Below are 23,235 nucleotides of genomic sequence, written 5' to 3' on the forward strand. Positions count from 1 at the left end.
CTGCATCGCGACCGGGTCCTCCCACCGGGTCACGGGGTCGTGCTAGCGGATTGACTGTTCGGCCGCGGCCGCTGCTTGGCCAGCGGTGGCAAGCAGGAAATCCGCGCACCGTTCGCCGATCATGATCGACGGCGCGTTGGTGTTTGCGCGGGGTATCCGCGGCAGCGCCGAGGCGTCGGCGACGCGCAGATTTTCCACGCCGCGCACGCGCAGCTTCTCGTCGAGGGGGCTGTCGGGTCCGCCGCCCATGGCGACGCTGCAGGCCGCATGCCTGGTCGTGATCGCGGTGGCCCTGATGGCGGCCTCGATATCCGAGCCCGGCCCCGGGAGCAGTTCTCGCTCCACCGCCGACGCAATCGGTTCGGTGGCGATGATCTCGCGGGCGCGCAGCACCGCGCGGACGAGCGCGTCGACGTCGTCGCGCTCGGAAAGGGTGTTCATCCGGATCGCCGGCGGCGTCGCGGGATCCGACGAGCGCACGAGGACACTGCCGCGGCTCCTGGGCGTCCAGTACGAGACGCCCACCGACAGCGCGGGCCGGAGATTGCGGTCTGTGGGGTCGGCCAGCGCATCGCCGGGGGCGAAGATCAGCTGAGCGTCGCACGCCGGAAGATCTACCGCCGTCCGGATGTGGGCCAGCGCCTCACCGCCATTACTGGTGAATTTGCCGCTTCTACGGAACAGCCACTGCAGCAACCATTTCGGGTTCCCGACATCCGCAAAGCCGACGTGCCCGGGCGCCAGTGCCCATACGCCCCATGCGTGCGGGTGGTCGGTGAGGCCGTGGCCGATGCGGGGGCTGTCGACCACGGGCGTGATCCCGATGCCGCGGAGGTGATCGGCCGGACCGATGCCCGACAGCTGCAGCAGCTGCGGGGTATTGAACGCGCCCGCGCTCACAACGACTTCCTGGCCGGCGAAGGCTCGCCGGATGTGCCCCCGGTGGCGATATTCGATGCCGACGGCTCGCCCGTCGCGGACGATGACTCGGCTGACGATCGCCTTGGTGACGACGGTCAAGTTGGTCCGGCGTCGCAGGTACCCGCGCGCAGCGCTCCAACGCTCACCCCGGTGAATGGTCACCGGTGTGATCGCCGCGCCGTCGAGTTCGGGTCCGCTGACATCGTCGTTGGCGCAGACACCGGCGGCGCGCGCCGCGGCGACGAATCGCTGAGACAGCTCATCGGGGCATGCGACGCGGGTGATGCGCATCGAATGCTGTTCGATCCGCGCGAACACCGGGGCCACCTCCTTCCAGCCCCACCCGGGCAGCTGCCAGCCGTCGTAATCCACCGTGCTGCCCTTGACCCACACCATGCCGTTCATCGCACTGCTGCCGCCGAGTACACGACCGCGGGGCTGCGCGATCCGCCGGTTCCCGCAGCCGGGCTCGGGATCGGTTTCGTAGCCCCAGTCCAGCGAGGTGCCGTACTGCCGGACAGCGGCCAACGGCGCCCGGACTGTCAGCCGACGGTCCGACCCGCCGGCCTCAACCAGCAGGACTTTCGCCGAAGATTCGCTGGCCAGTCGTCCGGCCACCGCGCAACCCGCGGAGCCCGCGCCGGCGACGATGAAGTCATATGCGGTCATAGCGTTGTCCATGGCAAGGACTATCCGGTGAACTCCGCGCGCCGCCATCGGCCGAATCGCCTAATTCGGCGGTGGCGAGACGCGTACGTACGCGTGCCGAGACCGCAACAATTGGCGGTTTCGCTGATGATTCGGCGGTACGTAACGCCGCATGCTGGCTAGCATGAGCGAAAGTAGCTGGAGCGACGTGAACATGAGCGAGCTTCCGACGGGAACCGTCACGTTGTTGCTGGCCGATGTCGAAGGGTCGACCAGGCTGTGGGAAACCCAGGCCGAGGCGATGAAGGCGGCAGTGGCCCGCCTCGACCAGACCCTGTCCGATGCGGTCGCCGCTCATGGCGGGGTGCGGCCCGTCGAGCAGGGCGAGGGCGATAGCTTCGTCATCGCGTTCGTCCGCGCGGCCAGCGCCGTTGCCTGCGCATTGGACTTGCAGCGGGCACCGCTGGCACCCATCAAATTGCGCATCGGGGTCCACACCGGCGACGCGCATCTGCGCGACGAGGGCAACTACATCGGCCCGACGATCAACCGCGCGGCCCGGCTCCGCGACCTCGCGCACGGCGGGCAAACGGTGCTGTCGGGTGCAACGGAACCACTCATCCTCGACCAGCTCCCGCCGGACGTCACGTTGTCGGACCTCGGCTCCCACCCCCTGCGCGACCTGCCCCGCCCCGAGCGGGTGGTGCAGCTGTGCCACCCGGATCTGCACAACGACTTTCCGCCATTGCGCACGGCCAATATCCTTGCGACCGAACGTCTTCCGATGCAGTTGACGAGCTTCATCGGGCGCCGGACGGAAATGCGCGAGATTGCCGGCGCACTTGCCGAGCACCGGCTTGTCACGCTGACGGGCGCGGGCGGAGCGGGCAAGACGCGGCTGGCGGTGCAGATCGCCGCCACCGTCGCCGGTGAGTTCGCCGACGGGGTTTGGTACGTCGACCTGGCGCCGATCACCGATCCGGAACTCGTACCCGTCACGGTGGCACGCGCGCTGGGCCTGCCAGACCAGCCTGGCCAACCGTCAATCGACGTGGTGCAGCGCTTCATTCGCGATCGCCAGATGCTGGTATTGCTCGACAACTGCGAACACCTGCTCGATGCGAGCGCCGATTTGATCACCAAACTGTTGCGAGTGTGCCCGGCGTTGACGCTACTGACGACGAGCCGCGAACCCATCGGGGTGAGTGGCGAGGTGAGTTGGCGGGTGCCCTCGCTGTCGCTTCCCGATGAAGCGGTTGAGCTGTTCGGTGATCGGGCCCGTCGAACCAAGCCCGAATTCCAAGTCATCCCCGAGATCACCGACACCGTGATCGAGATCTGTCGACGGCTCGACGGCCTGCCACTGGCCATCGAACTTGCCGCCGCCCGCATTCGCGCTCTGTCGCCCACGGAGATCCTCGACAGCCTGCGCGACACATTCCGGCTTCTGACCGGTGGTGCCCGCACCGCGGTGCGGCGCCAACAAACTTTGCAGGCCTCGGTGGATTGGTCGCACGCATTGCTGTCCGAACCAGAGCAGGCTTTGTTCCGAAGGCTGGCGGTCTTTCTCGGCGGGTTCGACCTTGACGCCGCACAGGCCGTGGCCGGTGGGGGCGACATGGGGCGCTTCCAGCTACTCGACCAGCTGACGTTGCTGGTTGACAAGTCGCTGTTGGTCGCGGAAGACGGCAAATACGGAACCCGATATCGCCTACTGGAGACCGTGCGCCAGTACGCGCAGGAAAAGCTCGGCGAATCCCGCGAAGGCGACCAGGTACGTGCTCGCCACCTCGACCACTTCACCGGCACGGCCTGTCTACTCGACGCACCGGCAGGTTCGGGACACGAGAGACGCGTCGAACAGGCGGAGGCCGACATCGACAATCTGCGTGCGGCCTTCGCTTGGAGCCGGGAGGGCTCGGGCGCCGCCGACCGCGCGCTGACGCTCGCGGCGGCGTTGCTACCGCTTTGGGTGACACGGCGCCGCATGCAGGAAGGACTGGAGTGGCTCGATACTGCCCTTGCCGAAGACTCCGAAGATGTTGAGGAATCGGTGGCTCACGTGCGGGCCTCGGTCGCCAGGGCCGCCCTGCTGGGATTCACCGGCATGGCGGTCGATCTCGACGCGGAGCAGATTTTGGCGTCGGCACGCGACGTTGGCGACCCGGCGCTGGTGGCGCGGGCCCTGACAGCCTGCGGTTGCTTCAGCAATGACAACCTCGAGAAGGGCGGCGCATACTTCGCCGAGGCGGCTGACCTCGCCCGCGGCATCGGCGATTCCTGGTGGTTGGGACAGATCCTGTTCTTACAGGCCTCGTTCGCCGTCCTGTTCGGCGAACTAGACGTCGCCGAGGCGGCCGCCGAGGAAGGAAAACGGATCGCCGAAAGCATTGACGCCGGCTCCTTGTCGCGCCAATTCCGGTATGTCTTCGGCTGGACGCGGATCCTGCGCGGCGACCTGACCAGCGCTCTCGCTCAGCTTCGCGAATTGGACGAGGAACTGACCGTGTCCCGCGATGGGCTGTTCTGGGTCCACGTACCCGCATGTCAGGCGATGGTGTTGGCGTACCAAGGGCATGCGGATCAGGCTCGCGAAATCGCCGAAGCGGCCCTGGAACGCGCATCCGACTCCTTTCATGCCCACCTAGCGACCGTGCACGCGGCTTTCGGCTATGTACACCTGGCGGCGGGAGACGCCGCCGCAGCGTGGCAAGCGCACGAAGCGGGGCGTGAAATCACCGGAATGTACGTCCAACTGGCCTCCTTGTACATCTGGGCGCCGCTGGCCCCGCTGGCGTGCGGTGACCTCGCCGCGGCCCGCCGCTGGGCAGACGACGTGGTGTCGGCCACCAGCGCGTGGTGTCTGGCTGCCGCATTGACCTCACGTGCGCGCGTGAAGATCGCGGACGCCGAACTCGATGCCGCCGAACGCGATTCCTTCGACGCGCTGGATGCGGCGGCCCGGGTCGGCGGCAAGCTGATCGTTCCGTTCGCGCTCGACTGCCTCGCCGCCGTGGCGAGCGGTTCGGGCGACCATCGGCTCGCGGCGCGATTGTTCGGCGCCGCCGACGCGACGCGGCACCACATGGGCATGGTGCGTTTCAAGGTCCTCGAGGCCGACGATGCGGGCAGGATCGCGGCGCTTCGTGACGCCATGGGCCAGAACGACTTCGATGCCGCCTGGGCCGAGGGCGCGGCGTTGTCCATCGAGGAGGCGATCGCCTACGCGCAACGCGGCCGCGGCGAACGCCGCCGCGCCAGCAGCGGCTGGGCATCGCTGACACGTGCCGAGCTCGACGTCGTGAAACTCGTCAATGAAGGCCTGGGCAACAAGGACATTGCCGCACGGCTGTTCGTCTCGCCACGCACCGTGCAGGCCCACCTCACCCATATCTTTGCCAAGTTGGGACTGCGTTCGCGGTTGCAACTCGCGCAGGAGGCCGCTCGTCGCGGATGAGTCCCAGAGCCGCGCTAGGTTGGAATACGGCAGGCTGATAGAGCATCTGGGAGGAACGCCATGACCCTGGTTGCCGGACGCGGCCCACTCAGCAGCGATCCCGCCGGGCGGTTCTCGCCACCGGTGCCCGGCGGCCTCGTCTATATCGAGCCCCACCCGCGGCGCGTGCAGGCGCTGCGCGACGGGCGCGTGGTGCTCGACACCGAGCGGGCGCTAATGGTGCACCGGCGGGGCCGCCCGCTGAGCTACGTCTTTCCCGCGGAAATCGTCGGCGAGCTGCCGACCGAGCCCGAACCGGACGCGCCGGGCTACGTCCACGTCCCGTGGGACGCCGTCGACACCTGGCTGGAAGAGGGCCGCGAGCTCGTCCACTACCCGCCCAATCCGTACCACCGCGTCGACTGCCGGCCCACGAAACGGCGCCTGCGCGTCGCCGTCGCCGGCACGGTGTTGGTGGACACCGACGACACGGTCATCCTGTTCGAGACCGCGTTCGAGCCAAGGCTTTACGTCGATCCCGCGCACGTGCGCACCACCCTGCTGCGCGAGTCGAAGACGTCGAGCTATTGCAACTACAAGGGTTTCGCGACGTACTGGTCGGCGGTCGTGGGCGACGACGTCGTCGACGACGTCGCATGGAGCTACAAGGATCCGCCCCCCGAAAGCCTGCCCATCAAGGGGTTTTTCAGTTTCGACGCCGCCCGCTGCGACATGGCCGCAGAACTCCCCTAGGCACCGCGAAAGTGCAACTGGCGACGTATTTCTCGAGTAGCCGCGTCGCTGGTTGCACTCTCGCGAAAGTCAGTAACTCGGCCGGCCCAGCTTGAGCTCGTGCTGGGCGATCATGTTGCGGAAGACCTCCATGGTGCCGCCGTAGATGCCGGCGGGAACGCCGTGCCGGAAGATGAACTCGATGGCGCCGTTATCGGCGACGTCCGCGGAACCCGTTGTGTCGGTGGGCAATGCCGATGCCGTCCCCAGCAGGTCCATCAATTCCTGAGAGACCTCGCGCATGGTCTGAATGAGCGCCACTCGCCCGTACATTCCCGGAGTCGACATGGCCGCCTCGATGCGGGCCATGCTGCGACCCAGCCGGTATTTCGTCGACTCGTCGTCGATCGCGCGCCGCCCGCTCGTATCGGGCGCGGACAGGATCGCCGCGACCCCATCGGCCGCCTCGGCCATCAATTGGCCGTGCTCCGAGAGCATCGAGACATTCTGCAGGCCATGGTCTTCGACGTCGGCGATGCCATGTTCGGCGTCGAGGGCGAAGCGCATCACCGTCCAGCCGCCGTTGACCTCACCGATGCGGTAGAGGTCGTCGATCCGCACGTCGCTGTAATACACGATGTTGGTGCGGTCACCATCCAGCGTGCGGATACCCTGGATCTCGATGCCCTTCGAATCCAGCGGCACCAGAAACATCGTCAGGTTTTTGTGCTTGGGTCCCTGCGGATCGGTGTTGGTGAGCAGGAAGACGTACTTGGCGTTCTGCGCGTTCGAGGTGAACATCTTGGACCCGTTGATAACCCAGCTCGAACCGTCCCGCACGGCGCGGGTCTTGCAGGTGGCGACGTCGGAGCCGCCCTCGGGCTCGGTATAGCCCAGGCATATCCGGATCTCTCCGGACAGCACGCCCGGCAGCACCGCGTCGACGAGCTCGGCCGCCCCGAACTGGCGCACCAACCGCGCGACCGCCGCCGTGGTGCCCCAGTGGAACCACGGGGCATTGGCACGACCAATCTCGAGGTGGAAGATCCGCCGGCGCACCGGGTTGAAGCCGCCTTCGGATTCCAGCTTCCAGTCCGACGCCAGGTGACCCGCCTCGCCCAGCGCCAAATGCACCGGCTCACTGAAGTTTTCACCGGTCTCACGGTCGCGCCGCCGTACCTCCTCGGTGACGTGCTCGGTGATGAACGCCCGGAACTGATCGTGAAAATCCTGGTCCTCGGGTGAGAGCGTGACGGGCGAGAAGTCCATTACAGCGCGTCGATCACGTCCGCGCGGAACCGCTCGAGGGTTTCGAGCGCATGGGCGATGCTGTCACCGGGCAGATGGACGCTGACCCACGTAACCCCCAGGGCCGCAAGCTTTTCCAGGCCGGACAGATAAGCATCGGCGTTGAACTGGTCGTCGGTGGGGCTGCCGCCCTCGAAGTTGGTGAACGTGACGTCGATCGCCGAGGAGTCCCGGCCCACCGCGTCGCAGCGGCGCCGCAGGTCGTCGATGCCCTCGGTGAGGCGCTGCACCGAGTCGATGACGGCGGTGCCGGCGGTCTGGGCCAGCTGGGGCGGGGCGGGAAACGGGCACCAGCCGTCGCCGTACTGCGCCACCCGCTGCCGGGACGCCCCGGTGTTTCCACCGATCCAGATCGGCGGGGGGCTGGCCGGCCGCGGATGCGCGGTGATGCCACGCGCGCTGAAATGCCTTCCCTCGAAAGAGATGTCGTCGCCAGTCCAGATCGCGCGGATCACTTGCAGCGATTCCTCGAACAGCTCGGCGCGCTCGTCGTAGCTCACCCCCAGCGCCGCGAATTCGCGCTTGAGGTAACCCACCCCGACGGCCAGGGTGAACCGGCCACCCGACAGCAGATCCAACGTGGCGCCGGACTTGGCCACCACGAACGGATTCCGATAGGGCAGCACCACGATGTTGGGAATCAGGCGCAGGGTGGTCGTCCTGGCCGCCGCGAAGCCCAGGGCGACAAAGGGATCCACCGCGTCGTGGCCCCCGGCCTCCAGCCACCGCTGCGACGGCGCCGGGTGATCGGTGAAGCCGAAGCCGTCGATCCCCGCCGCCTCGGCCGCGGCCGCCACCGTGGCGATGCCCTGTCCCGACACCAGTTCCGGGTTGTACGGATGGGAGTGCATCGGGTGCGTGAACGTGAAACGCATGGCGGTCAGAACCGAGCGCGGGAGTCGATCGCGGCGTCGCTGGTGCGCAGCGGGCGGATCAGCGCCTCCTGGGCGAAGGAGCACAGCAGCTCGCCCTCCTCGGCGTGCACGGCCCCGCGCACGTACGACATCCCCGCGCCCACCTGGGTGCTCTCGTGGGTGTAGAGCAGCCACCCGTCCCAGCGCACCGGCTCGTGGAACGCGACCGCGATCGTCATCGGCGCCGTCGACACGGTGAGGTGCGCCTGGGCGGTGCCGATGCCCTCGTGCGCCCGCATGGTGGTGGAGATCCCCAGATGGCCGGTGAAGTACGCCAGGAGCGCCTTGGCCAGGTCGTCGCGGGCCGGGATCGGGTCGTAGTGCAGCCACGCGTAGAGCTCCGGCGGGCCCACCTCGTCGGGGCTGTTGACGTCGACGACGTCGACCAGGCGCAGCTGCCGGCCGGCCATCGGCATCTCGGAGGTGTTGGCGTCGGCGGGCGCGGCCACGTCGGGGCGCGGCAGGTGGTGGCGGATCACGTCGCCGGTCGGGACGTCGGCCAGCACGGTGATGCTCAGGCAACGCCGGCCGTTCTGGTGCACGGCGACGACGGCGGTGGCGGTGGACCGGCCTTCGGCCACCACGTCGAGGACGAGCTCGATCGGCGGGCCGACGGTCACGGCGCGGGAGAACACCGCGTGCGCCGAGCGCACCGACTTGTCCGGGAATCGCTTGGCCACCGCCACAATCGCCTGCGCGAGCACCTGGGTGCCCTCGACCACCTGCCGCTCGTCACCGACCGCGATCCCGGTGTCGCCGGTGAACCGGTCCTGCCCGTCGGCCCGCACGTCGAACAGGTCCAGCAGGCCCTGCACGGTCCACTCGGTCTGCTCGGATTCCTCAGAAACCTTGCTCAAATCCGCTCCACCTCTCGCGCTCGCAGCTCAGCGCTCAGCGTGACACTTTGCGTAAGATTTGTAAAGCTTGGCTAACAATGCACCCGCGGGCCCGGCGAGATTGACACCGATACGCGTCGTGCATGACACTTTTGCGGTGTTTTGTAAAGGCTTTCGCGGATGATTCCCGAGCCCCTGGCCAAGGGATTCTGCTTCGGTGAGGGGCCGCGCTGGTTCGAAGGGCTGCTCTGGTTCTCCGACATGCTGGGCGAAGCCGTGCACACCGCGGACCTGCGCGGCTCGCTGACCACGGTGCCGCTGCCCGGGCATTCGCCGGCGGGGCTCGGGTTTCGTCCGGACGGGTCGCTGCTGATCGCCTCCACCGAGGCCCGCCAGGTGTTGCGCTACGACGGCGAAACCGTCGTCACCGTCGCCGACCTGGCCGAGTTGGCGCCGGCCAACCTGGGCGACATGGTCGTCGACGACGCCGGCCGCGCCTACCTCGGATGCCAGGCGTTCTCCGGTGGCGCGATCATCCGCCTCGACGCCGACGACACCGCCCGTGTCGTCGCCGAAGACCTGGATTTTCCCAACGGCATGGTGATCACCCCCGACGGCGCGACGTTGATCGTCGCCGAGTCCACCGCCCGCCGGCTGACCGCGTTCACCATCGCCGCGGACGGCGGGCTCAGCGACCGCCGCGTTTACGCCGACGGCCTGGACGGGCCGCCCGACGGCATCGCGCTGGACGCCGAGGGTGGGGTGTGGGCGGCGATGACGCTGGCCCACCAGTTCGAGCGGATCGTCGAGGGCGGCGCCGTGACCGACCGCATCGAGATGGGCGAGCGGGTGGCCATCGCGTGCGCGCTCGGCGGCCCGGCGCGGCGCACGCTGTTCCTGCTGTCGAGCACCGACGCCTATCCCGAACGGCTGGTCGGCACCCGGCTCTCGCGGCTGGACGCCGTGACCGTCGACGTCCCGGCGCCGGCCGGCCCTGACGAGAGGTAACCGAGTGACCGACGCGTATTACGAGCTCATCGACCACGCCGACGCGCTTGGCGAGAAGTTCCGCGCGACCGATCTGGCCCGCGGCACCTGGTCGGCCGCGATACAGCACGGCGGGCCGGTGTCGGCGCTGCTGGTGCGGGCGCTGGAACGGTGCTCCCAGCGCGACGACGCCCGGCTGTCCCGGGTTGTCATCGACCTGCTGGGCGGGGTGCCGGCCGAGGGCGACCTGTGGGTCAGCTCGCAGGTGCAGCGCGGCGGCAAACAGATCGAACTGGTCGGCGCCGAGATGCTGGCCCCCGGGCCCGACGGCGAACCCCGGCCGGTGGCCCGCGCCAGCGGCTGGCGACTGCAGCGGGTGGACACCCACGCGGTGGCCCACGCCGCGACCCCGCCGCCCCGGCCGCGCAGCGAAGCCTATGACCGCAACCTCAAGGCCAAGGACTGGGACCGCAACTACGTGCACAGCCTGGAGTGGCTGTGGCTGACCGAGCCGCTGAGCCCGGGCCCCGGCGAATCCTGGATCAGGCCGACGGTGGACCTCGTCAACGGCGAGACCATGACGCCGCTGGAGCGGCTGTTCGCGGTGGCCGACTGCGCCAATGGGATCGGCAGCAAGCTGGACATCAGCAAGTGGACGTTCCTCAACACCGACCTCGCCGTGCACGTGTTCCGGGTTCCCGACGGCGACTGGATCGGCTTCCGCGCGGAGACCAGCTACGGGCCGGACGGCGTCGGCACGACGGTCGGCACGCTGTTCGACGAGCGGGGCGCGGTCGGCGCCATCCAGCAGTGCGTGCTGGTGCGCGGGCGCCCGGGTAAGTAAAGATTCAGCTATGAGCCGGCCGGCCCCAGCGGCAGACATCGACACCTCGACGCGTCAGCGCATCCTCGACGCGACCGCCGAGGTGCTCGGGCGCAACGGCAAGACCAAGCTCAGCCTGTCGGAGGTGGCCACCCAGGCGGGGGTGTCCCGCCCCACCCTGTACCGGTGGTTCGCATCCAAAGAGGAGCTGCTGTCGGCGTTCTCGCAATACGAGCGGCAGATCTTCGAAAGCGGCCTGGTCAAGGCCACCTCCGGTCTGAAGGGCGCCGACCGGCTCGACGCCGTGCTGCGGTTCATCGTCGAGTACCAGGATTCGTACTCCGGCGTGCGCATGGTCGACGTGGAACCCGAGCACACCATCGCGCAGTTCGCCCGCGTCATCCCGCAGATGCGCGACGGGCTGCAGCGCCACCTTTCCGGACCCAACGCCGCGGTGAAGGCCGCGACGGTGATCCGGATCGCCATCTCGCACTACATCGTTCGCAGCGACGACGCCGAGGAGTTCCTCGAACAACTGCGCCACGCCGTCGGCATCAAGGGCGGCGGCTAGTTTCCCCTCGCGAGCGCAAATCCCTCGCGAGCGCCCGTGTTTGTACGGCGACACGCCGTATTTCGCGTACGTTTGCGGACTTTCGCGGCCAAGGGATGGGCGATCAGAACAGCACCGCGGCGTTGAGGTAGCCGGTCGGGTCCAGCGCTGCCTTGACCGCCCGCATCGCGGCGATGTCGGCGGGCTCCCGCGACATGCCCAGGTAGGGCCGCTTGCGGCTGCCGACGCCGTGCTCCGAGCTGACGTTGCCGCCACACGCGGCGATGAGGTCCATCATCGGCGCGTACAGCGCCGGCTCCCGCCCGACCGGGCAGCGCAGCACGTTGAGGTGCAGGTTGCCCTCGCCGACGTGGCCGAACAGCAGCGGCAGCGCTCCGGGCACGTGCGCATGGACCAACGCGGCCGCGTCGCGGGCGAACCCGCCGATCGCCGCCAGCGGCAACGACACATCGAATTTCAGCGGCGGCCCGTACACGCCGAGCACGTCGGCCAGCGATTCCCGAACCCGCCACAACCGTTGCTGCGCAGCCACATCCACGCCGACCGCGGGCTCGCTGCACAACCGGGCGCCGTCCAGCAGGCCGGCCAACCGATCGGTCTGGTCGTGGTCGCCGGCCAGTTCCACCAGCAACAGCCAGTCCCCTTGAACCGGCGCGCCCACCCCGAGGTGCTCGCCCGTCAGGGCGGCCGCCCGCCCGTCGATCAACTCCAGCGCCGCGATCCCGTCCACGTCCCGAAACGTGCGTCCCGCGTCGATCAGCGCCTCGAGGTCGGCGAACCCGCAGACCGCGGTCACTCGGTGCGACGGGGTGGCGTGCAGCCGCAAATCCAGCGCGGTGATGACGCCGAGCGTGCCCTCGGCGCCGACGAACAGCGCCGGCAGGTCGTAGCCGGTGTTGTCGCGGCGCACCAGGGTGCGCCGGCGCAGCAGCGCGCCGTTGGGCAGGGCCACCTGCAAGCCGACGACCTGCTCGCCCATGTTGCCGTAGCGGACGGTGCGCAGCCCGCCGGCGTTGGTGGCGGCCATGCCGCCGACGGTCGCGGTGTCCCGGGCGGACAGGTCCACCCCGAACACCAAACCCGCTGCGGCAGCGGCATTTTGCACGGCGGCCAGCGGTGCCCCGGCGCCCACCGAGATACGGCGCTCGACGGCGTCGACGTCGCCCAGCGCGCCGAGCCGCTCGGTGGACAGCAGCACGTCGTCGTGCTCGGGAACGGTGCCGGCCACCAACGAGGTGCGACCGCCCTGCACCGTCACGTGCGCCCCGGCGTCGCGGCAGACCCGCAGCACCCCGGCGACCTGCTCGGCCGACCCCGGGCGCACCAGCGCGCTGGCCCGCCCGCGATAGCGGCCGGTGTGGTCGACGCTGCGCCCGGCCAGCACGTCGGGATCGGTCACGACGTGCTGCGCGCCGACTATCCTTTTCAGGTCCTCCAGGCTGCCGGGCATGCCGCGGTTATAGCACGTGAAAACCCCCGGGGCGGATTCAGCCGGCGCTACGGGTTCTGCGCTCGCTCAGGAAGTTTGACCAGGACACCACTTCGGGATGGTGCTGCAGCAGGGCCCGCCGTTGGCGCTCGGTCATGCCGCCCCAGATGCCGAATTCGACCCGGTTGTCCAGCGCCTCCGCCGCACACTCCCGCATGACCGGGCAGTGCCGGCACAGCGCCGCGGCCTTGCGCTGGGCGGCGCCGGTGACGAACAGAACGTCGGGATCGGCGTCCGCGCACAAACCCCGTGACGCCCAGCCGACGGGGTCCTCCTGCGCGGGGATGCGCGTCAATCCCCGCAGAACCGTCGGGCGTGGCCTTTGATCGGCGGACATTGACTCTGACATGAGCTGTTTCCTTTCGCGGCCGAAACCCCGCACGCAGCTGCGCCCCAGCACTATTCCCCCGCGCAGCGCCGCTTAAACAACACAAGTCGAATAATGTGCGTGCGGCGCCGCGGGAGCCTGAAAAATGTTCCTAAAAGGCCTTGTGCGGCACGTCGGTGACCAGCCCGCCGTCCATTACGAACTCGCTGCCGGTCGTGTAGGACGACTCGTCGCTGGCGAGAAACAGCACGAACGTCGAGACTTCGCGCGACTCGCCGGGGCGGCCCAGCGGGACGGTGACCATGTCCTCGGGCAGTTTCTCCGTCATCGGAGTGCGGATGAAGCCGGGGTGGATCGAGTTGACCCGGATGTTGAACGGCGCCAACTCCAGCGCCGCCGACTTGGCCAGGCCGCGCACCGCCCACTTGGACGCGACGTACGGGTGCACCGCGGGGGCGCCGCGCAGGCCCTCGATCGACGACACGTTGATGATCGAGCCGCCCCCGGCCGCGGTCATGGGGTCGACGGCCACCCGCATGCCCAGGAACGTACCGGTCAGGTTGACGTCAATCACCTTCTGCCACTTGCCCAGATCGAAATTGCGCAGTTGCCCGAGCGCGACGATGCCGGCGTTGTTGACCAACACGTCGAGCTTGCCGAATTCGCCGATCGCCAAGGCGACCGCGGCGTCCCACTGGTCGGGCTGGGTGACGTCGAGGTGGACGTAGCGCGCGGCGTCACCAATGTCGGCGGCCAGCGCTTTGCCCTCGTCGTCGAGGACGTCGCCGATCACCACCTTGGCGCCTTCCTCCACGAGCATGCGCGCGTGCGAGGCGCCCATGCCGCGGGCGCCGCCACTGATCAGCGCGACTTTGCCGTCTACCCGTCCCACTCGTGCTCCTTCGGTTAGGTGGTCACCAAATCGGTTGGCGCGTAAAGTCCTTTCCCGGTGACCAGCGGTAGGTCCAGCGTGGTCACGATGCCGGGCGGGGCCGCGATCACCTGCGGGATGGCGTTGACGATGCGACCGGCCGCGCCCGCGATCGCGGCGTGGTTGTGGTCGCCCTTGCGGCTGCCGGGAACGATGTCCACGGCGTAGGACGGCTCCCCGGTGATCTCGATGCGATACGAGCCGCCGCCCGAAGCCGGTTGCCGCCATTCGGGTTTCAGGTCGGGGCGCAGCCGGGTGATGTGCTCGATGACGATGGCGGGATGCCCCTTGACCATGCCGCGGATCTCGAACTGCAGCGCGGCCACCGTGCCCTTGGCGACGTGCCCGACCGCGATGTCGAAGTCCTCGGGCGCCGGCTCGCGCTGGTATGACTCGGTGATCTCGTCGACCTCGACGCCCAGGCCGGCCGCCAGCTGACGGATCGCGGTCCCCCACGCGATGCTGAGCACGCCGGGCTGCAGCAGCATCGGCACCTCGTCGAGGGGCCGGGCGAAGCCCATGTAGTCCATGACTTCCTGGCCGTCGTAGCTGGCGTAGTCGTGGATCTCCATGCAGCGCACCTGCTCGATGCGCTGGCAGGTCCCGAACAGCGCGAACGGGATCAGGTCGTTGACGAACCCGGGGTCCACCCCGCTGATGAAGAGGCTCGAATTGCCTTGGCGGGCGGCGTCTTCCACCCGCGCGATGTACTTGTCGGGCATGACGCCCCATGGGTATTGCAGCAACCCGGGCGACGACCCGACCACGTTGACGCCGGCGGCCAGGATGCGCATGACGTCGGCCATCGCGTCGGGCAGCCGGGTGTCGCCCATGGCGCAGTAGACGACGCAGTCGGGCCGGGTGGCCAGCAGGGTGTCGAGGTCGTCGACGGCCTTGACGCCGGTCACGCTGTCCTCTTTTGAGGGCCCGTCCAGCCCGACGCCGCACAGCTCGCCGGCGTCCTTGCCCACCTTCCCCGGCGTGGACACACACACGCCGGTCAGCTCGAACTGCGGGTTGGAGATCAGTTCGGCCAGGGCCAGCCCACCGACGTTTCCGGTGCCGACGTGCGCGACGCGGATGGCCATGAGAGTCTCCGTCCCTGAGAACGCCCGAAACGTTTCTAGACAGTAGTCCACTAATTCCGGGGCGCTCACCGGGGCCAACTTGGGCGAAACGCCAGACTTCGCGGCGGCGCCGCTTTAGTCTCGGTCAATACCTAATACCCACGGTCGCGGGTAACTGCCCGGGCAGGGGGCCCGGCCTGTGGGAAGGACGGGGAGATGACGAATTTGATCACTGTCCCGGAGACGTTGGCGTCGACGGCCGCCGACGTGCAAGGGATCGGTTCGGCGATCAACGCCGCCCGCGCGGGCGCCGCCGGGCAGACGACCGGTGTGCTGGCGGCGGCCGAGGACGAGGTGTCGGCGGCGGTCGCGGACCTGTTCGCCACGTATGGCCGGGAGTACCAGGCGGTCCTGTCGCAGGCCGAGGCGTTTCAAGCGGAGTTCACCCGGGCCCTGACGGCCGCAGCGAACGCCTACGCGCAGGCCGAGGCTGCCAACGCGGCGCTGATCTCCGGGATCTCGAACCAGGCCACCGCGCCGATCCGGGCGCTGCTGGGCCAGGCCCCGGCGGGCACCGGGACCGGCGGCAGCTCGCTGATTTCGACGGTGCGATTGGCCGCCGCCGGGGACCCGCTCTACGCGTTGATCATGGGCGGCACCAACAATCCCGAGCCCGACCCCATCTACCTGAACAGCGTCTTCAACTCGTACCTCAAGTGGAATCCGTTGTACGCCTTGGCCAACCGGCAGCCCCTGTTCACGCCCGAGCAGTTCTGGCCGGTGACCCCGGGGCTCGGCAACCTGACCTTCGGCCAGTCCGTCGCCCAGGGCGTGACGCTGCTGAACAACGCGCTCCTAGGTCCCACTGGCGTGCTCACCCAGGGCAACAGCGCCGTAGTTTTCGGCTACTCGCAGAGCGCGACGATCGCGACCAACGAAATCGTCAACCTGATGGCTTCGGGCTTTATCCCACCAGCCGGCCAAAGCCTCTCCTTCACGCTGATCGGCAACCCCAACAACCCCGTCGGCGGGATTCTCGAGCGGTTCCCCGGCTTCTACATCCCGTTCCTGGACGTGTCGTTCAACGGCGCCACACCGCCGAATTCGCCGTACCCGACGTCGATCTACACCGCGCAGTACGACGGCATCGCCGACCTGCCCCAGTACCCGCTCAACCTGGTTTCCGACCTCAACGCGTTCATGGGCTACTTCTTCGTGCACGGCTCCTATCCGCTGATGACGGCGACCCAGGTCCAGAACGCGGTGCCGTTGCCGACGTCGCCGGGCTACGTCAGCGGCGGCGGCCAGACCCAGTACTACATGCTGATGACCCAGAACCTGCCGCTGCTGGAGCCCATCCGCGCCATCCCCTATGCGGGCCCGCCGATCGCCGACATCTTCCAGCCCGATCTGCGGGTGCTCGTCGACATGGGCTACATGGGCTACGGGCCCGGCGCCAACTACGCGGACATCCCGACGCCGGCCGGGTTGTTCTCGCTGCCCAACCCGTTCACGATCGTCCCGGCCCTGGCGCTGGGCGCCGTGCAGGGGCCTTACGGCGCGGTAATCGAGATCGGGGTGGAGGCCGGGCTGCTGTCCCCGTCGTTGTTCCCGGACACCTATCCGTGGGTCCCCTCGATCAACCCGGGCCTGAACTTCTACCTCGGCCAGCCGAGCACGACGCTGCTGTCGCTGATGAGCGGCGCCGCCGGCGACGTGCTGCGCCTCATCCCCGCCCCCACGTTCTGACCCCTAGGGGCCGAGCGGGGAATTCTGCCGGATCGACTCGTCGCGGATCAGGCCGCGCAACAGTGCGGTGCTGAATTCGGCGGCGATCTCCTTGGCGGTGCGCCGCCCGCTCGGCCGCAGCCAGCGATAGCTGCCCAGCGTCATCCCGATGTAGCCGAGCGCCAACACGTGCGAATCGCATTGGTAGAACTCGCCGCTGGCGATCCCACGGTCGATGAGCCCGTGCACGTGGTGGTAGACCTGGGTCTCCTTCTCGCGGACCTCGGCGACCTGTTCGGCGGTGAACCATTCGGTGATGTAGGGCGCCTCCTGGAAATACACCGCGGCCCGCTCGGGGTCGCTCGCGATCCCGGTGAGCAGCCGGACGGTGTACTGGTAGAGCGCCTCGCGGGCGGTCCAGGACGGGTCGTCGTGCACCGCGGCCAGCGTGCCCTCGGCGGCCTGGCGGTAGATGTCGAACAGGATCAGCGACTTGCTGGCGTAGTAGTGGTAGACGGTCGCCTTGTTCAGCCCGATCACGTCGGCGACGTCGTCCATCCGGGTGCCGTGATAGCCGCGCGCGGCGAACAGCTTGGTGGCGACGGCCAGCAACTCCTCGCGGCGGGTCACCCCGTTCTCGGATGCCATTCGCACTCTCTATCGTCGTCGCCGGCCAATCAACTGGTTGGACAGTCTAAGGCCATCGCCGCCCTGTCGCGGCGGCGCCTCGGCGACTAGGATGGTGTATCGAACTAGTCGCGAGTCGAGAGGTGGGGACATGGATCCGAGTCCGGACTATGACGTCAGCGACGAGATCGAGTTCTTCCTGCGCTACGTGCCGTGGGGCCTGCGCGGCGTCACCGACGGCAACGGCTACCCGCCGCCGGCCTACCCGCCCGTCTAGCCGCTACAGCGCCTTCAATTCCTCGGCGACCTCGGTCACCGATTTCTTCGCGTCCCCGAACAACATGCTGGTGCCCTCGCCGTAGAAGAGCGGGTTGTCGATGCCCGCGAACCCGGAGTTCATCGACCGCTTCAGCACGATCACCGACTTGGCCTTGTCCACGTTGAGGATCGGCATGCCATAGATCGGGCTGGAGGCGTCGTTGCGGGCCGCCGGGTTGGTGACGTCGTTGGCGCCGATGACGATCGCGACGTCGGTGCGCGCGAACTCGTCGTTGATGTCGTCCATGTCCTTCATGGCGTCGTAGTCCACCTCGGCCTCGGCCAACAGCACGTTCATGTGCCCGGGCATCCGGCCGGCGACCGGGTGGATGGCGTACTTGACCTCCACACCCTTGTCTTCCAGCAGGGCCGCCATGTCCTTGACCGCGTGCTGCGCCTGCGCGACGGCCAGGCCGTAGCCCGGCACCACGATCACCTGGTTGGCGTAGGCCATCTGGATCGCGGCGTCGGCGGCCGAGGTGGCCTTGACCGTCTTGTCTCCCCCACCGTCGCCGCTGGGCGCGATCCCGCCGCCGCCGAAGCCGCCGGCGACGATCGCGGGGATGGAGCGGTTCATCGCCTTGGCCATCAGGTTGGTCAGGATCGAGCCGGACGCGCCGACGATCATGCCCGCCACGATCATCGCGGTGTTGTTGAGCGCCAGGCCCGCGGCCGCCGCCGACAGCCCGGTCATGGCGTTGAGCAGCGAGATCACCACCGGCATGTCGGCGCCGCCGATCGGCAGTACCACCATCAGCCCCAGCACACCCGCGGCGGCGAGCAGGCCGATCATCCACCACAGCGGGGCCCCGCCGGCGCCGGGATGCGCGTTCAGGCCGATGACGACCGCGGCCGCCACCGCCCCGGCCAGCAGCAGCAGGTTGATCGGCTGCTGCGCCCTGCCGAAGCCGATCGGCGAGCCGGAGATGATCTCCTGCAGCTTGCCGAACGCGATGATCGAACCCCAGAACGAAATCGACCCGATGATCGCGGCGAACAACGACGCCACCACGATGTGCACCGTCGGCGACTCGCCGTGCTGGAAGGCCGAAAAGCCGTTCGTCTCAATGAATTCCGACAGCGCGATGAGCGCGACGGTCCCGCCGCCGACGCCGTTGAAGAAGGCCACCAGCTGCGGCATGGCGGTCATCTTGGTGAAGCGCGCCGGGGGGACACCGAGCGCGATGCCCACCACCAGGCCCGCGACGATCAGCACCCATTGGTCGGTGTGGCGGATCTTGACCAAAGTCGCGGCCACCGCGATGGCCATGCCCACGGCCGCGATCAGGTTGCCGCGCACCGCGGTCTTCGGACCGGTCAGGCCCATCAAGCCGTAGATGAACATCGCGAACGCGATGATGTAGAGGCCGATCACCAAGTAGTTCATTTCGCCGCCAGATCATCGGTCTTGACGGGCACGGCTTTCTTTTTGCCCTTGAACATGCCCAGCATCCGGTCGGTGACGATGAACCCGCCGATGACGTTCAGCGTGCCGAACACCACCGCCACGAACAGGATGATCTGCACCGCGAGCGACGGGTGCTCGACCTCGCCGAACACCACCAGCGCGCCGAGCACCACGATGCCGTGGATGGCGTTGGTGCCCGACATCAGCGGCGTGTGCAGCGTGTTGGGCACCTTGGAGATCACCGCGAACCCGACGAACCCGGACAGCACCAGGATCGCGAGGTTGGCGAGAAGTTCGTCGTACATCTAGGAGTCCTTCTTGCGGGTGACGCAGGATTCGGCGATGACTTCGTCGTCGAAGTCGGGGGCCAGCTTGCCGTCGGTGAGCAGCAGGTCCAGCAGCGCGGTGATGTTCTTGCTGTAAAGCTCGCTGGCGTGCTCGGGCATGGTCGCGGGCAGGTTCAGCGGCGCGGCGATGGTGACGTCGTGGCGGACCACCGTCTGCCCGGGTTCGGTGAGCTCGCAGTTGCCGCCGGTCTCGCCGGCCAGGTCGACCACGACGCTGCCGGGCTTCATGGCCTCGACGGCGGCCGCGGTCACCAGCTTCGGCGCCGGACGGCCCGGCACCAGCGCCGTGGTGATCACGACGTCGAAGCCGCTGATCGCCTTTTCCAGCGCCTTCTGCTGCTGGGCGCGTTCCTCCTCGGTGAGCTCGCGGGCATACCCGCCCTCACCGGCGGCATCTATGCCGACGTCCAGCCATTGCGCCCCCACCGAGCGGACCTGATCGGCGACCTCGGGCCGCACGTCGTAGCCGGTGGTGCGCGCGCCCAGCCGCTTGGCGGTGGCCAGCGCCTGCAGGCCGGCCACCCCGACGCCGAGCACCAGCACGGTGGCCGGCTTCACGGTCCCGGCGGCGGTGGTGAGCATGGGGAAGAACCGGGTGGACTCCGAGGCCGCCAGCAGCACGGCCTTGTACCCGGCCACGTTGGCCTGCGACGACAACGCGTCCATGGCCTGCGCCCGCGAGATCCGCGGGATGGCCTCGAGCGCGAACGCCTGCACCCCGGCCTCGGTGAGCGCGCCGATCGAGTTGTCGGCGTTGCGGGGAGCCAGGAATCCGATCAGCGTCTGCCCGCTGCGCAGCCGGCCGACCTCGTCGGCCGTCGGCGGCGCGACCTTGACGACGACGTCGGCGGCCCAGGCGTCCCCGATGCCGGCCCCGGCCTCGGTGTAGAGGTCGTCGGGGAGCAGCGCCGCTTCGCCCGCACCGGCCTCGACCACGACCGCCACACCGCTGCCGACCAGCGCTGCGACCGCCTTCGGTACCAGCGCGACGCGCCGCTCGTCGCTCCCCGATTCGGCGACCACCCCCACGGTCGTCTGGGCATCTGTCATGGCCAGACACCCTACCGGGCTACCAGAGCGGGATTTCCTGGCCGTGCTCGGAGGCGGGGCGGGGCCCGAAATAGCGGCGCTGCGACTCGTCGATCGGCACGTCGTTGATGCTGGCCTCGCGGCGCGCCATCAACCCCGAGGGGTCGAATTCCCACAGCTCGTTGCCGTAGCTGCGGTACCACTGGCCGGTGTGGTCGTGGCACTCGTACTGGAACCGCACCGCGATGCGGTTGTCGTGGAACGCCCACAGGCTCTTGCGCAGCGCGTAGTCCAGTTCGCGCTGCCACTTGCGGGTGAGGAACGCGACGATCGCCTCGCGGCCCACGAGGTGTTCGTCGCGGTTTCGCCACTGCGAGTCGGGTGTGTAGGCGAGGCTGACGCGCTCGGGGTCGCGGGTGTTCCAGGCGTCCTCGGCCGTCTGGACTTTCTGCAGCGCGGTTTCGCGGGTGAACCGCGGGAACGGCGGGCGGGGCTCGGTCATGGCCTCCATCGTGCGCCACTGCTTGCGCTGCGACTTCACCGAGGCGGAAGCCACGCACACCGTCAACGGCGTGTCGTGTGCGTGGCGTCAGTGTCGCGACGGCGACGACGGGAACAGGGACGGCAGCGACCGCGACGGCGGCGACGGGGACGACGACCGGAAACGTGACGTTTCCGCACGTGTCCTATCGTGGCGGTCATGGACTTCGCGATGTCGGCCAAAGCCAGCGACTACCACAAGCGACTGTCCGACTTCATGATCGAGCACGTCTTTCCGGCCGAGGCCGACTACGACAAACATCGTCACGAGGCCGGCCCGAACGACCACACCGTTCCGCCGGTCATCGAGGACCTCAAGGCCAAGGCCCGACAGCAGGGGCTGTGGAACCTGTTCCTGCCCGCCGAATCCGGGCTGACCAACCTGGAATACGCCCCGCTGGCCGAGCTGACCGGCTGGAGCCTCGAGCTCGCGCCCGAGGCGCTCAACTGCGCGGCGCCCGACACCGGCAACATGGAAACCCTGCACCTGTTCGCCAGCGAGGAGCAGCGCAAGCAGTGGCTGGAGCCGTTGCTGGCCGGAGAGATCCGCAGTGCCTTCTCGATGACCGAGCCCGCCGTCGCCAGCAGCGACGCCCGCAACATCGAGACGTCCATCGTGCGCGACGGCGCCGACTACGTGATCAACGGCCGCAAGTGGTGGACGTCGGGGGCGGCCGATCCGCGCTGCAAGATCCTCATCGTGATGGGCCGCACCAACCCCGAGGCGGCCAGCCACCAGCAGCAGTCGATGGTGCTGGTGCCCATCGACACGCCGGGGGTGACGGTGGTCCGCTCGACGACGGTCTTCGGTTACCAGGATCAGCCCGGGCACTGCGAGATCGTGTACGACAACGTCCGGGTGCCGGCCACCAACCTGCTCGGCGAGGAGGGCGGCGGCTTCGCGATCGCCCAGGCGCGGCTGGGGCCGGGGCGCATCCACCACTGCATGCGCGCGCTGGGCGCGGCCGAACGCGCGCTGGCCCTGATGGTCCACCGGGCCAACAACCGGATCGCGTTCGGCCGCCCGCTGGCCGACCAGGGCCTGGTGCAGCAGGCGATTGCCAAGTCCCGCAACGAGATCGATCAGGCCAGGCTGCTGTGCGAGAAGGCGGCGTGGACCATCGACCAGCACGGCAACAAGGCCGCCCACCGGCTGGTCTCGCAGATCAAGGCCGTCGCCCCGCAGGTCGCGTGCGACGTGATCGACCGCGCGATCCAGGTGCACGGGGCCGCCGGTGTCAGCGAGGACACGGCGCTGGCCCGGATGTACGCCTGGCACCGCGCCATGCGGATCTTCGACGGGCCCGACGAGGTGCACATGCGGTCCATCGCACGCGCCGAGCTCGGCCGGGAGCAATCGGCGCTCGCCGCGGCGGTCACCCCGCATGGCTGAGGCCGCCGTCCGAGAACTGCCGGGCGCGTGGAACTTCCGTGATGTCGCCGACGGCGCGGCGGCGCTGCGCCCGGGGCGGCTGTTCCGGTCGAGCGAGCTGAGCCGCCTCGACGACGACGGCCGCGCGACACTGCGCCGGCTGGCCATCACCGACGTCGCCGACCTGCGCGCGGCCCGCGAGGTTGCCCGGCGCGGTCCGGGGCTGGTGCCCGACGGCGTGGAGATCCACCTGTTGCCCGTCCCCGACCTGACCGACGAGGAAGCCGAGGCCGCGGCGCCGCACGAAGAGGCGTTTCAGCGGCTGATGCGCGGCGAAGGCGAAGACGGTGGCGGCTCCGAAAAGTCGGTGAACGAGACCGCCGTCCGCTTCATGACCGACGAATACCGCCAATTCCCCACGCGCAAAGGGGCACAACGCGCGGTGCGCCGCGTCGTCACGCTGCTGGCCGCCGGGCGTCCGGTGCTCACGCACTGCTTCGCGGGCAAGGACCGCACCGGGTTCGTGGTCGCCACGGTGCTGGAGGCGGTCGGTATCGACCGCGACACCATCATCGCCGACTTCCTGCGCAGCAACGACGCCGTGCCGGAGCTGCGGTCACATATCTACGAGATGATCCAGCAGCGCGGGGACACCGAGCTGACCCCGGAGGTGGTCACCTTCACCGAGGCCCGGCTTTCCGACGGCGTCCTCGGTGTGCGGCCGGAATACCTGGCCGCTGCGCGGCGGACGATCGACGAGGAATTCGGCTCGCTGGACGGCTACCTCAGCGACGCGGGTATCGGCGCGGCCGAGTTGCATCGACTGCGCGACGAACTGCGCGGCTGACACACCCGCCAAATCCCTTCGCGCGCAA

General features: G+C 68.7%; 22 protein-coding genes. 9 read left to right on the forward strand and 13 right to left on the reverse strand.

Going from position 1 to position 23,235, the window contains the following annotated elements:
* Nucleotides 1–42: 42 nt before the first annotated feature.
* Nucleotides 43–1,590 carry a GMC family oxidoreductase gene (locus AC5Y43_RS14440; protein ID WP_499973478.1) on the reverse strand — a complete coding sequence of 516 codons (1,548 nt, stop codon included), beginning with the start codon at nt 1,588–1,590 and terminating at the stop codon, nt 43–45.
* A gap of 163 nt (nt 1,591–1,753) precedes the next feature.
* On the opposite strand from AC5Y43_RS14440, the gene AC5Y43_RS14445 reads away from it, so the two are divergent.
* Both AC5Y43_RS14445 and AC5Y43_RS14450 read left to right on the forward strand, forming a co-directional pair.
* The gene (locus AC5Y43_RS14445; RefSeq protein ID WP_499973479.1) at nt 1,754–5,026 is read left to right on the forward strand and encodes a helix-turn-helix transcriptional regulator; all 3,273 of its coding nucleotides are present in this window, start codon (nt 1,754–1,756) and stop codon (nt 5,024–5,026) included.
* A gap of 60 nt (nt 5,027–5,086) precedes the next feature.
* Nucleotides 5,087–5,758 (forward strand): DUF427 domain-containing protein, encoded by a 672-nt coding sequence (locus AC5Y43_RS14450; protein WP_499973481.1) that lies wholly within the window; start codon nt 5,087–5,089, stop codon nt 5,756–5,758.
* Between the two features lie 69 nt (nt 5,759–5,827).
* Here the strand turns inward: AC5Y43_RS14450 and AC5Y43_RS14455 are convergent, their stop codons facing one another.
* From AC5Y43_RS14455 to AC5Y43_RS14465, 3 genes are read right to left on the reverse strand one after another with little or no spacing between them, the layout of a single operon-like run.
* Nucleotides 5,828–7,006, reverse strand: a complete 1,179-nt coding sequence (locus AC5Y43_RS14455; RefSeq protein WP_499973484.1) for an acyl-CoA dehydrogenase family protein — start codon at nt 7,004–7,006, stop codon at nt 5,828–5,830.
* Nucleotides 7,006–7,920, reverse strand: coding sequence for an LLM class F420-dependent oxidoreductase (locus AC5Y43_RS14460; RefSeq protein ID WP_499973488.1), 915 nt, complete (start codon nt 7,918–7,920; stop codon nt 7,006–7,008). The genes AC5Y43_RS14455 and AC5Y43_RS14460 overlap by 1 nt, the downstream gene beginning before the upstream one ends.
* 5 nt (nt 7,921–7,925) lie before the next feature.
* Nucleotides 7,926–8,816 carry an acyl-CoA thioesterase gene (locus AC5Y43_RS14465; protein ID WP_499973491.1) on the reverse strand — a complete coding sequence of 297 codons (891 nt, stop codon included), beginning with the start codon at nt 8,814–8,816 and terminating at the stop codon, nt 7,926–7,928.
* A gap of 159 nt (nt 8,817–8,975) precedes the next feature.
* Between AC5Y43_RS14465 and AC5Y43_RS14470 the strand changes: the two genes are divergently transcribed.
* Genes AC5Y43_RS14470 through AC5Y43_RS14480 form a run of 3 tightly spaced genes read left to right on the forward strand, consistent with a single transcriptional unit; the run spans nt 8,976 to nt 11,176 of the window.
* On the forward strand, nt 8,976–9,803 hold the full coding sequence (locus AC5Y43_RS14470) for an SMP-30/gluconolactonase/LRE family protein (RefSeq protein WP_499973493.1): 828 nt from the start codon (nt 8,976–8,978) through the stop codon (nt 9,801–9,803).
* Nucleotides 9,804–9,807: 4 nt separating this feature from the next.
* Complete coding sequence (locus AC5Y43_RS14475) at nt 9,808–10,626, forward strand: thioesterase family protein (RefSeq protein ID WP_499973497.1); 819 nt, start codon at nt 9,808–9,810, stop codon at nt 10,624–10,626.
* 10 nt (nt 10,627–10,636) lie between these two features.
* Nucleotides 10,637–11,176 carry a TetR/AcrR family transcriptional regulator gene (locus AC5Y43_RS14480; RefSeq protein ID WP_499973498.1) on the forward strand — a complete coding sequence of 180 codons (540 nt, stop codon included), beginning with the start codon at nt 10,637–10,639 and terminating at the stop codon, nt 11,174–11,176.
* A 103-nt stretch (nt 11,177–11,279) separates the two neighbouring features.
* On the opposite strand, the gene AC5Y43_RS14485 is transcribed toward AC5Y43_RS14480, so the two are convergent.
* The 4 genes from AC5Y43_RS14485 to AC5Y43_RS14500 all read right to left on the reverse strand — a co-directional run bounded on the left by AC5Y43_RS14485 (nt 11,280) and on the right by AC5Y43_RS14500 (nt 15,012).
* The gene (locus AC5Y43_RS14485; RefSeq protein ID WP_499973500.1) at nt 11,280–12,626 is read right to left on the reverse strand and encodes an FAD-binding oxidoreductase; all 1,347 of its coding nucleotides are present in this window, start codon (nt 12,624–12,626) and stop codon (nt 11,280–11,282) included.
* 37 nt (nt 12,627–12,663) lie between these two features.
* The gene (locus tag AC5Y43_RS14490) at nt 12,664–13,014 is read right to left on the reverse strand and encodes a WhiB family transcriptional regulator (RefSeq protein ID WP_499973501.1); all 351 of its coding nucleotides are present in this window, start codon (nt 13,012–13,014) and stop codon (nt 12,664–12,666) included.
* Between the two features lie 130 nt (nt 13,015–13,144).
* Nucleotides 13,145–13,885: a glucose 1-dehydrogenase gene (locus AC5Y43_RS14495; RefSeq protein WP_499973502.1), complete on the reverse strand. Its 741-nt coding sequence runs from the start codon at nt 13,883–13,885 to the stop codon at nt 13,145–13,147.
* Nucleotides 13,886–13,899: 14 nt separating this feature from the next.
* Nucleotides 13,900–15,012 (reverse strand): NAD(P)H-dependent amine dehydrogenase family protein, encoded by a 1,113-nt coding sequence (locus AC5Y43_RS14500; protein WP_499973504.1) that lies wholly within the window; start codon nt 15,010–15,012, stop codon nt 13,900–13,902.
* A gap of 195 nt (nt 15,013–15,207) precedes the next feature.
* On the opposite strand from AC5Y43_RS14500, the gene AC5Y43_RS14505 reads away from it, so the two are divergent.
* A complete protein-coding gene (locus AC5Y43_RS14505; RefSeq protein ID WP_499973507.1) occupies nt 15,208–16,740 on the forward strand; it encodes a PE family protein in 1,533 nt (510 codons plus the stop codon).
* 3 nt (nt 16,741–16,743) lie between these two features.
* Here AC5Y43_RS14505 and AC5Y43_RS14510 read toward each other — a convergent pair whose 3' ends face one another.
* Nucleotides 16,744–17,367, reverse strand: coding sequence for a TetR/AcrR family transcriptional regulator (locus AC5Y43_RS14510; protein ID WP_499973509.1), 624 nt, complete (start codon nt 17,365–17,367; stop codon nt 16,744–16,746).
* A 130-nt stretch (nt 17,368–17,497) separates the two neighbouring features.
* On the opposite strand from AC5Y43_RS14510, the gene AC5Y43_RS14515 reads away from it, so the two are divergent.
* Nucleotides 17,498–17,623, forward strand: a complete 126-nt coding sequence (locus AC5Y43_RS14515) for a hypothetical protein (RefSeq protein WP_499973511.1) — start codon at nt 17,498–17,500, stop codon at nt 17,621–17,623.
* A gap of 3 nt (nt 17,624–17,626) precedes the next feature.
* On the opposite strand, the gene AC5Y43_RS14520 is transcribed toward AC5Y43_RS14515, so the two are convergent.
* Genes AC5Y43_RS14520 through AC5Y43_RS14535 form a run of 4 tightly spaced genes read right to left on the reverse strand, consistent with a single transcriptional unit; the run spans nt 17,627 to nt 20,950 of the window.
* On the reverse strand, nt 17,627–19,051 hold the full coding sequence (locus tag AC5Y43_RS14520) for an NAD(P)(+) transhydrogenase (Re/Si-specific) subunit beta (RefSeq protein ID WP_499973513.1): 1,425 nt from the start codon (nt 19,049–19,051) through the stop codon (nt 17,627–17,629).
* Nucleotides 19,048–19,377, reverse strand: coding sequence for an NAD(P) transhydrogenase subunit alpha part 2 (locus AC5Y43_RS14525; RefSeq protein ID WP_499973516.1), 330 nt, complete (start codon nt 19,375–19,377; stop codon nt 19,048–19,050). Before AC5Y43_RS14525 ends, AC5Y43_RS14520 begins: the two co-directional genes overlap by 4 nt.
* Nucleotides 19,378–20,469: a Re/Si-specific NAD(P)(+) transhydrogenase subunit alpha gene (locus AC5Y43_RS14530; RefSeq protein ID WP_499973517.1), complete on the reverse strand. Its 1,092-nt coding sequence runs from the start codon at nt 20,467–20,469 to the stop codon at nt 19,378–19,380.
* Nucleotides 20,470–20,488: 19 nt separating this feature from the next.
* The gene (locus tag AC5Y43_RS14535) at nt 20,489–20,950 is read right to left on the reverse strand and encodes a nuclear transport factor 2 family protein (protein ID WP_499973519.1); all 462 of its coding nucleotides are present in this window, start codon (nt 20,948–20,950) and stop codon (nt 20,489–20,491) included.
* Nucleotides 20,951–21,160: 210 nt separating this feature from the next.
* On the opposite strand from AC5Y43_RS14535, the gene AC5Y43_RS14540 reads away from it, so the two are divergent.
* Entirely contained in the window at nt 21,161–22,381 is a 1,221-nt protein-coding gene (locus AC5Y43_RS14540) for an acyl-CoA dehydrogenase family protein (protein ID WP_499974018.1), read from the forward strand.
* Nucleotides 22,374–23,207 carry a tyrosine-protein phosphatase gene (locus AC5Y43_RS14545; protein WP_499973522.1) on the forward strand — a complete coding sequence of 278 codons (834 nt, stop codon included), beginning with the start codon at nt 22,374–22,376 and terminating at the stop codon, nt 23,205–23,207. The genes AC5Y43_RS14540 and AC5Y43_RS14545 overlap by 8 nt, the downstream gene beginning before the upstream one ends.
* Nucleotides 23,208–23,235: the final 28 nt, after the last annotated feature.

The organism is Mycobacterium sp. NGS57 (assembly GCF_059812405.1).